We start from the raw sequence: 12543 nt of genomic DNA, 5'->3' as shown, positions 1-12543 counted from the left end.
GTCGCATTTATGAAAGGTTTAAAGCGATATGCTGTGCTAGTCAAAACTTTTTTAATTCTGACCGCTACGACTCAAAAGCTACTGTGACGCAGACACCGCAGGGCGCGCGGCCTTGAGGGCAGCACGCACTTGCGGTTTTAATTTTGAGGTGCCGGGAGAGGCGGCCTGGGTAAGGCCGCCGAATCTTCAGCGACTTGTTGCGAGTTCTTGTTGAACGCTGGCAACAGTGCGAGGCCAAGGTTTACCAGCCTGAACCTTCGCTGGCAAGGCTTTGATAGCGGAATCAGCTGCTGCACGGCTTGGGAAGCTGCCGTAGGTGATCACGTAGAGAGGCTTGCCGTTGAGCACTTTCTTGAAATAACGGTACTGGCCGCCCTGCTCTTTCACAAACGCCTGGGCGTTGGCTTCGGAGCTGGTGCCCAGGATCTGCACGACGAAATTACCGGTTGGCTGGCTGGCGTACCAGCTGCTGCCGGCGGCGGCAGGGGCAGCGGCCTTGGCAACAGCGGCAGGTTTTTCAGCAGGCTTGGCGGCCGGTGCCGGCTTGGCCACTGGCGCAGGCGCGACAGGCTTGGCAACCGGGGCAGGCTTGGCAGTGGCAACGGTCGGCGCTGGCGTCGGCTTGGCAACTGGAGCGGCTGCCGGGCCAGCCGGAACGCCGGCAGGCGGTGCGGTGGTGGTTACGGTTGGCGGCGTGGCGCTGGAGCCTTCCACCGGCACACCATCGTCACCTTCAGAGATACCACCGGCGGCTTCAGCGAGCGGGCCGCGCATGACTGGCTGGCCGACCATCGGCAGGTTGGTCGGTTGGCCGGAGTTGGCGAATTCGACATTTGGCGTGGGCTTGCCCAGTGGCAACTGCGCCTGTTCGGTTGGCGCACCGGCGGTGGCGGGTGCCTTGCTGCGACCCGGGATCAACCAGGCAGCAGCGACAGCGACCACGACCACGGCAGAAATCGCCAATACGTGCTTCTTAGGCATAGTAAACCCCATCTTTGGACGCTTAACCGCAGAGCGGCTGGCAATCATGGCTTCGATCAAGGCATCGCGGGCAACCTGGTTGATGGTGCCAGGCCAGCCGCCTGCGCTTTCGTGAATATCAGAGATCTGATTTGCCGTGAAAAGTTCGATACCGGCACCGGCGCCTTCGAGGCGTTGAGCCAGGTATTCGCGGGTTTCTTCCTCTTCGTACGGCTGCAATTCGATGACGTGAAACAGCTCCTGCTCACCGCTGATCTGCTCCAGATCGGCGATCAAGGACGACTCACCAAACAGGAACACATGCGGGCGCCCTTCCGGCGTACCCGCCGCCAGCGCCAGCAGCGCTTCCAGGGCGGATTCGTCGAGCTGCTCGGCATCGTCCACCAGCAAGTAGACTTCCTGGCCGGTGAGGCCCAACTGCACAACCTGCTTGAGGATCGCGTTCGGCTCGGCATTGGCAACGTTCAGCGCCTGGGCAACCTGGCGCAGTACGCCGGCTGCATCACCGGCACCACGGGCCGATACCACCACGCTCTGTACCGATTGCTTGTTGGTGCTGGCAACCAGCGCCTGGCGCAGCAGGGTCTTGCCACTGCCCAACGGGCCGGTCACAACCAACAACAGTTGGCTGTAGCGCGCCAGGTGGTGCAACTGACCGAGCACCGGCTTGCGCTGGGCAGGGAAAAATTTGAAGCCAGGCACCCGTGGAGCAAAAGGGTCGTGGCTTAACTGGTAGTGGCCGAGGAACGCCTCGTCGGCATGCAAACTAGTCATCGGGATCTTATTAACCTTTAAGCTGGGCCAGGGCGCGGTAATCCGCTCCCAGCGTGGCCTGTAAAATCTCTTTCGGATAATCGTCGGTCACTACCGCTTCGCCCATGTGGCGCAGCAGCACCAGTCGCAGGCGACCGTCGATCACTTTCTTGTCGATTGCCATATGTTCGAGGAAATCCGCCTCGGTCATCTCTTCCGGCGGAATAACCGGCAAGCCGGCGCGCTGGAACAGATGGATGCCGCGATCACGCTCCTGGGCGCTGATCCAGCCCAGGCGTTGCGACATTTCCAGTGCCATTACTGTGCCAGCCGCCACGGCTTCCCCGTGCAACCACACACCATAGCCCATGTGCGTTTCGATCGCATGGCCGAAGGTGTGGCCCAGGTTCAGGGTGGCGCGCACACCGGACTCCCGTTCGTCGGCATTCACCACCAGCGCCTTGGCGGCGCATGAACGGGAAATCGCTTCGGTCAGTGCCACCTGGTCCAGGGCACGCAGGGCGTCCATGTGTTCTTCGAGCCAGGTCAGGAACGGCTCGTCACAAATCAGCCCGTACTTGATGACCTCCGCCAGACCGGCCGACAGCTCGCGCGGCGGCAAGGTGTTGAGGGTCGCGGTGTCGATCAGCACGGCTTGTGGTTGATAGAACGCACCCACCATGTTCTTGCCCAGCGGGTGGTTGATGCCAGTCTTGCCGCCCACCGACGAATCGACCTGGGACAACAAGGTGGTCGGCACCTGGATAAAGTCCACGCCGCGCTGGTAGCAAGCTGCGGCAAAGCCGGCCATGTCGCCGATCACGCCGCCGCCCAGGGCGACCACCGTGGTACGTCGGTCATGCCGTGCAGTCAGCAGGCCGTCAAAGATCAGTTGCAGGGTTTCCCAGTTTTTGTGGGCCTCGCCATCGGGCAGGATCACCGAAATCACCGAGTAGGCCGCAAGGCTGCGGCTCAGACGCTCAAGATACAGCGGCGCGACCGTTTCATTGGAGATGATCGCCACTTGCCGACCGGCAATATGCGGTGCGAGCAACTCGGGCAGGTCCAACAAACCTTCGCCAATATGGATTGGGTAGCTGCGCTCGCCTAGATCGACCTTAAGTGTCTGCATGTGTCCCCGCGTGAAGAAATATGTACGATCGGCAACGCTCGGAATTTCGTCGCCTGATGGCTCTGCGCCATACCCCGGAGGATGATGGCGCGCCGCCGAGAATAGCGCATTTCGGGCCTGGCTTTAACGGGGTGGCAATTGCTGCAAACGCTCAAGAATGTCGAAAACCACCATTCGAGGCGGCCGCTCATCGGTTTCGACCACCAGATCGGCGATTTCCCGATACAGCGGATCGCGCAGCGTGAGCAAGTCCCGCAAGGTTTTTGCCGGGTCTGCGGTGCGCAGCAATGGGCGATTGCGATCGCGGGCGGTACGCCCCACCTGCTGCTCGACCGATGCATGCAAATAAACCACGCGACCACCGGCATGCAGCGCCCGGCGGTTTTCATCGCGCATCACTGCACCGCCGCCGGTGGCCAATACCACGCCATCGCAGCCGCACAGCTCGGCAATCATCGCCTGCTCGCGGTCGCGAAAGCCCAGCTCGCCTTCCTTATCGAAGATCCATGGGATATTGGCACCCGTGCGCAATTCAATTTCCTTGTCGGAATCTTTGAACGGCAGGCGCAGCTCTTTGGCCAGCAAACGGCCGATGGTGCTTTTTCCAGCCCCCATCGGTCCTACAAGAATCAAATTTCGCACAGAATCAACGACTCACAGCAATCGCCTGGTTATTCATAATACGCGGAGTCAGGAATACCAGCAGCTCGGATTTTTTCTCCGCCAGCACATCGCGCCGGAAAAGGCGGCCAAGATACGGCACATCGCCCAAAAATGGCACTTTATCTACCACTTTGCTTTGGGTATTGGAGAAAACCCCGCCAATGACGATGGTCTCGCCATCCTTGACCCGCACCTTGGCGTTGACCTCGTTTTTCTTGATCGGCGGTACGTCGTTGAGCTTGTTCAGGTAGTCCGGCTCGTCCTTGGTGACCTTGACCTCCATAATCACCCAGCCATCCGGGGTGATTTGCGGGGTCACCTCCAACGACAGCGAGGCCTCCTTGAACGACACCGAGGTGGCGCCACGCGAGCTGGATTCCTGGTAAGGGATCTCGGTGCCCTTGAGGATGCGCGCAGTTTCCTTGTCGGACGTGACCACCTTGGGCTGTGAGACGATTTCGCCGTTGCCGGTTTTTTCCATGGCCGTCAGTTCCAGGTCGAGCAACAGGTTGTCGGTAATAAAAGCGATGCCCAAGCCAGACGTACCGGCCAGCGAGCCCATATCGACAAACGGCGAGCTGGGCGGATTCTCCGGTGGCTCCGCACCCTCGGCCAACGGTTTGCTGATACCGCCCGCGCCCCAGTTGCCGCGATTGAGCCGCCCGCCCCAGCGCACGCCCAGGCTTTTGTCGTAATCGACATTAGCCTCGACAATCCGCGCCTCGATCATCACTTGGCGTACCGGTACATCCAGCTGCGCCACGATGCGCCGCAGCTCGTCAATTTGCTCGCGGGTCTGGTAGGCGATGATGTTATTGGTGCGATCATCCACCGCCACCGAGCCGCGCTCATCGGTAAAGCCGTCAACGCCTGTCACCGACTGGAACAACTTGGCCAGGTCCGCCGCCTTGGCGTAATTGACCTGCAACAGCTCGCGCCGCAAGGGCGCCAGCTCTTCCATCTGCTTGCGCGACTCCAGCGCCAGCAGCTCGCGGGCCGCCAATTCTTCGGCGGGTGCCACCAGCAAAACGCCGGCCTTCACGCGCTTATCCAAGCCTTTGGTTTGCAGCACCAGATCCAGCGCCTGGTCCCAGGGCACATCCTTGAGCCGCAAAGTGATCGAGCCTTGCACTTCATCACTGGCCACCAGATTAAGCCCGGCCACATCCGCAATTTGCTGCAACACGGCGCGCAATTCGATGTTCTGGAAGTTGAGGGTCAGCGTGTCGCCGTTGTAGGCGCCACTGGGAACCACGCTGCCAGGAGGCGGCAGCTGGATCAGATCGACGCGATTGGGCACAGCAAATGCCATCGGTGCCGTGAACGCTATCCATAGCGCCACACCGAAGGACGAGAAAGTCCTTTTCATTGTTTGATTCCGTTATGAGTTGACGTTTAAAACCAGGGTTCGCGAACGCGCAAGCCATGCGCCCTGTTCGTCCGGGAACAGTTCGACCAGTTCGATGTGGCCGGAATGAATGGCCGTGACCCGGCCATGGTTAGGCCCCAGGTAGTCGCCGACCGCCAGCCGGTGCACGCCAGAAGATGTGCGCAGCAGGGCGAATGTCTGCAGGCCATGGGGCAGTGCTTCGACCGACACTGCATCGATTGAAAGCGTGCCGACCATTTCGAACTGGTCGACAGCCAGGCCTTCCAGTGGGCCGCGCTTGCGCGCCAAGTCCGGCGCAAGAGCGGGTTGGCCCGGCATATGGTCGACCTGCGCCGCAGGCGGCTGGAACGGGTCACGCTGGGACGCTGCCTCATAGACAAAGTGCGCCCCCTGCTCGACAGCCATTCCAGGCTTGCCGCGCGCGGACAGGCCACGGTAAGTCTTGGCCAGCAAATCAAGGCGCAATAACGCCCCTTCAGACCGAAGCACCACATCCTGCACAGTGACGATCCGCGGCAAATCACCCAGGGCAGTCACGAAGCTCGCCAGGTCGTGGTAGGCACCCAACACACCGACTTGTGCCGGCTCCTCGATGTAGTACGGCTGCGTCTGTTCATCCAGTACCGTGACACCTTCGACCACCAAACCGTTGGCCGCCGCCAGCCGCGCCATGTCTTCGAGCAAGCCCGGCATGTCCGATTCGCCGGGCAACTGCCGCAACAGCTCGGCAACCTGCGCCTGGGCTCCCTGGGCCTGATGGGCACGCACCTCAAGATCGGCGGCCAGGCTGGTCTTTTGCGTAAGTTGCTGTTGCAACATCAGCGTCTGCGCTTGCAACCCTTGCAACTGTTCACGTGCCGGAGCCAGCAGCCATCCATCGCCCACCACCCACACCAATCCCCCCAGCGCGCAGCCGAGCAGAAGCTTGGCCGGTAGGGGCCATTTGGCAGCGTTGTGAGAAAGCGTGGAAAAGTCGAGCCTGGGCAGGCTCAAGGCTGGGCCTCGGTGGATTCCCCTTGGCGCACCATCAACTGGAATTCGTTGCCTCCGCCTTGGCCTTGCGCACGCACATGCTGCAGCCGGGTTGCGTGGGCACCTTCAGAGGCCTCGAGGCGGCGCATCAGTTGAGCGATATCCTGGCTGGACTCGGCACTGCCACTGACACTCACCGTATTGCCCTTGGCAACCACCTCATGCAGGTGCACCCCATCGGGCACGGCACGGGCGAGTTGGTCCAATAGCTGGGCGCCGGCCGAGCGGGATTCGTGCAGGTCCTGTACGACCTTCATTCGCGCGGCCAATTGCTGGCTCTGCTCCTGCAAGTCATCGATGGTCTTGAGGCGCGAGTCCTGGATGGCGACGTCTTTGTTGAGGTGGCTGTTGCGTGTCACTTGCCGGTCGATCGCCTGATCGATGACCTGGTTCGCCAGCCACACCGCCGCGAGTGCCACACCGGCGAACCCCAGCAGAAATATCAGGAAGTACTTGCGCCGCCGTTCTGCCTGCGCCTGGCGCCAAGGCAAAAGATTGATTCGTGTCATCCAGCGAAACTCCTCAGGGCCAGCCCGCAAGCAATTCCCATCCCGTGGGCATCCACGGCCCATTGTGCGCCATCGACTCGATGGCCCGGCATGAAGCTGGCGAAATCCTGACGGCAAGCGCGCTCCAATGCAAACCCTTCGACATCCACCACCCGCGCAACCAGCCCGGCCAGGGCCAAAACCGCTGCGCGGGCCTCGACCTGCTCCTTCAGGCACGCAGCCAGCACCACCTCGACCCGCGCCGAGTCCTGAGCTAAGGGGCCGCGCACCTGAAAATCGATGGCGACGTCATCCAGTGGGTAAGGGATGTACTGGTCGGCTTCCATCTGGATCATCCAGGCCATCTCTTCGTCACTGAGCCCCGCCTCCATGTCGATCACCCGCGTGATAACCGATGGCCCCGATACCGCCACTGCCGCCTGCCGGACGGACGAGTGCAACCGGGACAATGCCTGCTGCAGTGCCTGCCCCACCCCTTCAAGGTCCAACAACGTGCCATCGACGACCGCATTGGCGGGCAGCCCCTGCGCGACGTATGCCTTGACGCTGTAGGCGCCGGCGGTGTGGTCCAGTTCAATCAGCTTGATTCCAGTGTCATTGATGTCGACGCCCAGCAGGGTGTCGGCTTTGCGCCTGAAAAATCCCTTTCTCATAAAACTCCCTAAAACTTTGCCTGTCATACCGCCTGATTGCCGCTGGGAATCGTGCATTCGGTCGACTTGTTTGGCCGCCACGAATGACGCCCCAGGCCGAAAATGCTTTAATGCCCAGCGTTTTTTCCCGCTTTTTCCTGCTGCTCGGGTCGATCCATCGTTTGCCATGCATGCCCCGACGCGTAACTCATTCTTTTCTCTGGAAATCCAAAAGCCTTGATTCGTCTGCTGAAGTTTTTCGGGTACTCCATTGTCGCGATCGTCTGCGGGCTGCTGCTCGTACTCAGCGGGGCCTACCTCTACCTTAGTCCGGGTTTGCCCTCAGTAGAGGCACTCAGAAGTATCCAGTTGCAGATTCCTTTGCGGGTCTACAGCAGCGATGAAAAACTGATCGCGGAGTTCGGCGAAATGCGCCGCACACCGATCCGTTTCGCCGACATTCCACCCAATTTCATCAACGCCCTGCTCTCGGCTGAAGACGATAATTTCGCCAACCACTACGGCGTCGACCCAGGCAGCCTGGTGCGCGCAGCCACCCAGCTGGTAAAAAGCGGACACATCCAATCCGGCGGCAGCACCATCACCATGCAGGTGGCGAAGAACTTTTTCCTCACCAGCGAGCGCAGTTTTTCGCGCAAGGCCACCGAAATCCTGTTGGCGCTGCAGATCGAACGTCAGTTGACCAAGGACGAAATCCTTGAGCTGTACGTCAACAAGATCTACCTGGGCAATCGCGCCTACGGGATCGAAGCCGCTTCGCAGGTGTACTACGGCAAGTCGATTCGTGATGCCAGCCTGGCGCAGATGGCAATGATCGCCGGCCTGCCCAAGGCGCCGTCGCGCTTCAACCCGCTGGCCAACCCGGCGCGCAGCAAGGAGCGTCGCGACTGGATCCTGGGGCGCATGTACAAGCTGGGCAAAATCGACCAGGCCGCCTATGAGAGCGCCGTGGCCGAGCCGCTGAACGCCAGCTACCACGTGCCGACTCCGGAAGTGAATGCGCCGTATATCGCTGAAATGGCACGTGCCGAGATGGTCGGCCGTTATGGCAGCGAGGCCTACACCGAAGGCTTCCGCGTGACCACGACCATTCCAAGCAACCTGCAGGAAATCGCCAATAACTCAGTACGCGACGGTTTGGTGACCTACGACCAGCGCCATGGCTACCGTGGCCCCGAATCGCGCCTGCCGGGCAAGACCCTGAGCGCCTGGACCACCGAGCTGGGTAAACAGCGCCCGATCAGCGGCCTGGAACCCGCCATCGTCACTCAGGTGAAGAAGGATGGCGTGCAAGTGCTCACCCGCAGCGGCGAAGGCCATGTGTCGTGGGACAGCATGAAATGGGCACGCCCGTTCCTGAACACCAACAGCATGGGCCCGATGCCCAAGCAGCCGTCGGACGTGGCGCAAGTCGGTGACTTGATCCGCGTGCAACGCCAGAAAGACGACAGCCTGAAATTCAGCCAAGTGCCTGTGGCCCAGGGCGCTCTGGTGTCCCTGGACCCGCAGAACGGTGCGATCCGTGCGCTGGTCGGCGGCTTTGCCTTCGAGCAGAGCAACTACAACCGCGCCACCCAGGCCAAGCGCCAGCCGGGCTCAAGCTTCAAACCGTTTGTCTACAGCGCCGCGCTGGATAACGGCTACACCGCCGCCAGCCTGGTCAACGACGCACCGATCGTGTTTGTCGACGAGTACCTGGACAAGGTCTGGCGCCCGAAGAACGACACCAATACCTTCCTCGGCCCGATCCGTATTCGCGAGGCGCTGTACAAGTCACGCAACCTGGTCTCGATCCGCCTGCTGCAGGCGATGGGCGTGGGCAAGACCATCGACTACATGACACGCTTTGGCTTCGCCAAGTCGGATCTGCCGCCGAACCTGTCCCTGGCGCTGGGCACCGCGACCCTCACGCCGATGGAAATTGCTACCGGCTGGAGCACCTTTGCCAACGGCGGCTACAAGATCACGCCGTACCTGATCGACAAGATCGAAAGCCGCAATGGCGACACGCTGTTCACCGCCAACCCGCCACGCGTGCCGGGCGACGTGGTAAACGGTGTGGCTGCACCCGATGGCATTGCAGCACCGAACAACGGCGGCATCACCATTGAGCCGACGCCAGGCGCAGCAACGGCCGCCAATGCCGCCGTGCCCGCCGAGCCACAGGCACCAGCAGTGGCCGAGCGTGTGGTGGATGGTCGTACCACCTACATCCTCAACAGCATTCTGGAAGACGTGATCAAGAAAGGCACCGGCCGCCGCGCCCTGGCCTTGGGTCGCGCGGATATCGCCGGCAAGACCGGTACCACCAACGAGTCCAAGGATGCCTGGTTCTCCGGCTACAACGCCGACTACGTGACCACCGTGTGGACCGGCTACGACCAACCGGAAAGCCTGGGCCGCCGTGAGTTTGGTGGCACCGTCGCACTGCCGATCTGGATGAGCTACATGGGCGCGGCCTTGAAGGACAAGCCGCTGCATACCCAGGCTGAGCCGGAAGGTATTCTCAGCCTGCGGATCGACCCGGTCAGCGGCCGTGCGGCATCACCCAGCACGCCGAATGCGTACTTCGAGCTGTTCAAGAGCGAAGATACGCCGCCGTCGGTCAACGAGCTGGGCAACGGCGTTGCACCGGGCAGCCCACTGCCGGCGGATGAGGCGGCGCCGATCGATCTCTTCTAATGTGACACAGCTCCACTGTGGGAGCTGGCTTGCCTGCGATGGCGGTGTATCAGCCACTGATTCACCCCCTGATACACCACCATCGCGGGCAAGCCCGGCTCCCACAGGGTTTACCTGGCGCCTGAAGACCGTATTCATCAGCCACAAAAAAAGCCCCGACTCGCAAGAGCCGGGGCTTTTTGTTGGTGCGCTACAACGGCTTAGCCGTTGAACACATCATCCACGCTTTACACCGGGCAGCCCGCTGCCGGCAGATTAGGCGGCGCCGATCGATTTGTTCTGATGAGATCAATGGCCGACCCAGCTCCACTGTGGGAGCTGGCTTGCCTGCGATGGCCATAGGCATCTACACAACTTTTGAAGGCCGCCACTTTCTCCTGTGGCGAGCAGGCTTGTCCTGCGTTGGGCCGCGAAGCGGCCCCAACCCCTGACACTGAGTACTTTCAGGAAAATTGCAGTGCCTTTACTGGGGCCGCTTCGCAGCCCAACGCCGGCGGTGCGACGATTCGACAAGCCTGCTCGCCACAACAGCCCACCTGCCACAGACTTCGTGCTAACCGGCTGTGTAACCTATGCTGCGATGGCGGTGTATCAGCCACTGATTCACCCCCTGGTACACCGCCATCGCGGGCAAGCCCGGCTCCCACAGGGTTTACCTGGCGCCTGAAGACCGTATTCATCAGCCACAAAAAAGCCCCGACTCGCAAGAGCCGGGGCTTTTTGTTGGTGCGCTACAACGGCTTAGCCGTTGAACACATCATCCACGCTTTTCAGCGGGTAGTGCTTCGGATACGGCAGGGTAGCCACACCGGTCTCGATCGCGGCTTTGGCCACGGCATCCGAGATCAGGGTGATCAGGCGCTTATCCATTGGTTTCGGGATGATGTACTCACGACCGAATGCCAGTGGGGCACCACCGTAGGCATCGCAGACGTCCTGAGGTACCGGCAGCTTGGCCAGTTCACGCAGGGCGTTGGCGGCAGCCACTTTCATCTCTTCGTTGATGCGCTTGGCGCGAACGTCCAGGGCACCACGGAAGATGAACGGGAAGCCCAACACGTTGTTGACCTGGTTCGGGTAGTCCGAACGGCCGGTGGCCATGATCACGTCGTTGCGAGTGGCGTGGGCCAGCTCAGGCGAGATCTCCGGATCCGGGTTGGAGCAGGCGAACACGATCGGGTTGGCCGCCATGGACTTCAGGCCTTCGGCGCTCAGCAGGTTCGGGCCGGACAGGCCAACGAACACGTCGGCACCGTCGAGGGCGTCAGCCAGGGTGCGCTTGTCGGTGGCGTGGGCAAACATCGCCTTGTACTGGTTCAGGTCGGTACGCTCGGACTGAACAACGCCCTTGCTGTCGACCATGAAGATGTTTTCCAGCTTGGCGCCCATGCTCACCAGCAACTTCATGCAGGAGATGGCCGCAGCACCAGCGCCCAGGCAGACGATCTGGGCGTCAGCCAGGGTTTTGCCAGCGATTTCCAGGGCGTTGATCATGCCGGCCGCCGTCACGATCGCGGTGCCGTGCTGGTCATCGTGGAATACCGGAATGTCGCACTGTTCGATCAGGGCCTTTTCGATCTCGAAGCACTCAGGTGCCTTGATGTCTTCCAGGTTGATGCCACCGAAAGTGATGGAGATGCGCTTTACAGTGTCGATGAAAGCTTGCGGGCTTTCGGAATCGACTTCGATGTCGAAAACGTCGATGCCGGCAAAGCGCTTGAACAGCACGCCCTTACCTTCCATGACTGGCTTGGAAGCCAATGGGCCGAGGTTGCCCAGGCCGAGAATCGCGGTGCCATCGGAAATCACTGCAACCAGGTTGCCTTTGCCGGTGTACTTGTACGCCAGTTCAGGGTCGCGGGCGATTTCACGTACGGGCTCGGCAACGCCAGGGCTGTAGGCCAGCGACAAGTCGCGGGCAGTGGCAGTGGCTTTGGTGAGCTCTACACTCAGCTTTCCTGGACGAGGATGGGCGTGATATTCGAGAGCGGCAGTTTTCAAATCAGACATATCGGCATTCCGCTTTTACTGTTGGTCGACGGACCGCCGAGGATACGCGTGTGAGAAAGTCCCCACAAGACTGGTCAGTCACTGCCGTCAAGGGCCGCGCACTACGACTTTCGGCCAAGAGCCACGGGATACAAGGGCTTAACTGTTCACAATTACGATAAAAAATGTCTACAATTATTTTATTAAAATCGCTTTGAGTGCAGCACGGTCAAATCGCAGGCACAAAAAAGGCGCCCACAAGGGGCGCCTTTTTCAACAGCTTGCAAAAACCCTGGGGGCTTTTGGGCCTTACTCTGCAGCAGCAGGCTTCTTGCCGAAAGCACCAAAGCGATCTGCGAAGCGCTGTACACGGCCGCCGGTGTCCAGAGTTTTCTGCTTACCGGTGTAGAACGGGTGGCACTCGTTGCATACGTCAGTACCCAGTGGCTTGCACAGGTTCGAACGCGTTTCGAACTTGTTGCCGCAGCTGCAGGTTACTTCGATAGTTTCGTACGCTGGATGGATATCGGCTTTCATGGTGACTTCCTCGGGCTAGCGTGCCGCCACTCGACACTATTGTCGAATACCGCACGTAATTAGGCCGCGGATTCTACCAGACCTTTTTAAACGCGCAAGCGGCGCCTCCCGTGCTTTGCCTACATAAAAGCCCCTTTCATCAGAAAAACCCAACACACCACCGCCCATCTGCAAGGCCGTACTTTTTTGTGGCGAGCAGGCTTGCCCTGCGCAGGGCAAGCC

Annotated in this window: 10 protein-coding genes; 1 reads left to right on the top strand and 9 read right to left on the bottom strand. The window is 60.7% G+C overall.

What is annotated here, in order from left to right; genetic code table 11:
• Positions 1-186 precede the first annotated feature (186 nt).
• The 7 genes from AOA62_RS05200 to pilM form a co-directional block, all read right to left on the bottom strand.
• Positions 187-1755, bottom strand: a complete 1569-nt coding sequence (locus tag AOA62_RS05200; RefSeq protein ID WP_099548049.1) for an AAA family ATPase — start codon at positions 1753-1755, stop codon at positions 187-189.
• 10 nt (positions 1756-1765) lie between these two features.
• Complete coding sequence (gene aroB / locus AOA62_RS05195) at positions 1766-2866, bottom strand: 3-dehydroquinate synthase (RefSeq protein ID WP_017138566.1); 1101 nt, start codon at positions 2864-2866, stop codon at positions 1766-1768.
• 123 nt (positions 2867-2989) lie between these two features.
• The gene (gene aroK / locus AOA62_RS05190; RefSeq protein ID WP_099548048.1) at positions 2990-3508 is read right to left on the bottom strand and encodes a shikimate kinase AroK; all 519 of its coding nucleotides are present in this window, start codon (positions 3506-3508) and stop codon (positions 2990-2992) included.
• A 4-nt stretch (positions 3509-3512) separates the two neighbouring features.
• Complete coding sequence (locus AOA62_RS05185; protein ID WP_017138568.1) at positions 3513-4841, bottom strand: type IV pilus secretin PilQ; 1329 nt, start codon at positions 4839-4841, stop codon at positions 3513-3515.
• 69 nt (positions 4842-4910) lie between these two features.
• Positions 4911-5912 (bottom strand): pilus assembly protein PilP, encoded by a 1002-nt coding sequence (locus AOA62_RS05180; protein ID WP_099548047.1) that lies wholly within the window; start codon positions 5910-5912, stop codon positions 4911-4913.
• Positions 5909-6460, bottom strand: coding sequence for a PilN domain-containing protein (locus AOA62_RS05175; RefSeq protein ID WP_017138570.1), 552 nt, complete (start codon positions 6458-6460; stop codon positions 5909-5911). Before AOA62_RS05175 ends, AOA62_RS05180 begins: the two co-directional genes overlap by 4 nt.
• Complete coding sequence (pilM, locus tag AOA62_RS05170) at positions 6457-7113, bottom strand: type IV pilus biogenesis protein PilM (protein ID WP_099548046.1); 657 nt, start codon at positions 7111-7113, stop codon at positions 6457-6459. Before pilM ends, AOA62_RS05175 begins: the two co-directional genes overlap by 4 nt.
• 216 nt (positions 7114-7329) lie before the next feature.
• On the opposite strand from pilM, the gene AOA62_RS05165 reads away from it, so the two are divergent.
• Complete coding sequence (locus tag AOA62_RS05165) at positions 7330-9795, top strand: penicillin-binding protein 1A (RefSeq protein WP_099548045.1); 2466 nt, start codon at positions 7330-7332, stop codon at positions 9793-9795.
• 741 nt (positions 9796-10536) lie between these two features.
• Here the strand turns inward: AOA62_RS05165 and AOA62_RS05160 are convergent.
• Complete coding sequence (locus tag AOA62_RS05160; protein ID WP_099548044.1) at positions 10537-11805, bottom strand: malic enzyme-like NAD(P)-binding protein; 1269 nt, start codon at positions 11803-11805, stop codon at positions 10537-10539.
• A gap of 288 nt (positions 11806-12093) precedes the next feature.
• Positions 12094-12321: a 50S ribosomal protein L31 gene (gene rpmE / locus AOA62_RS05155; protein WP_017138574.1), complete on the bottom strand. Its 228-nt coding sequence runs from the start codon at positions 12319-12321 to the stop codon at positions 12094-12096.
• Positions 12322-12543 lie beyond the last annotated feature (222 nt).

Source organism: Pseudomonas sp. 2995-3 (assembly GCF_002742565.1).
GTDB lineage: Bacteria > Pseudomonadota > Gammaproteobacteria > Pseudomonadales > Pseudomonadaceae > Aquipseudomonas > Aquipseudomonas edaphica.
The sequence above is the reverse complement of the archived record's forward strand: the minus strand, read 5'-3'. Positions and strand labels throughout refer to the sequence as shown.

Coding starts and splice junctions, on each gene's coding strand:
- aroB (WP_017138566.1), bottom strand. CDS start 2,866: ATGCAGACACTTAAGGTCGATCTAGGCGAGCGCAGCTACCCAATCCAT.
- AOA62_RS05200 (WP_099548049.1), bottom strand. CDS start 1,755: ATGACTAGTTTGCATGCCGACGAGGCGTTCCTCGGCCACTACCAGTTA.
- AOA62_RS05175 (WP_017138570.1), bottom strand. CDS start 6,460: ATGACACGAATCAATCTTTTGCCTTGGCGCCAGGCGCAGGCAGAACGG.
- AOA62_RS05160 (WP_099548044.1), bottom strand. CDS start 11,805: ATGTCTGATTTGAAAACTGCCGCTCTCGAATATCACGCCCATCCTCGT.
- pilM (WP_099548046.1), bottom strand. CDS start 7,113: ATGAGAAAGGGATTTTTCAGGCGCAAAGCCGACACCCTGCTGGGCGTC.
- rpmE (WP_017138574.1), bottom strand. CDS start 12,321: ATGAAAGCCGATATCCATCCAGCGTACGAAACTATCGAAGTAACCTGC.
- AOA62_RS05185 (WP_017138568.1), bottom strand. CDS start 4,841: ATGGCATTTGCTGTGCCCAATCGCGTCGATCTGATCCAGCTGCCGCCT.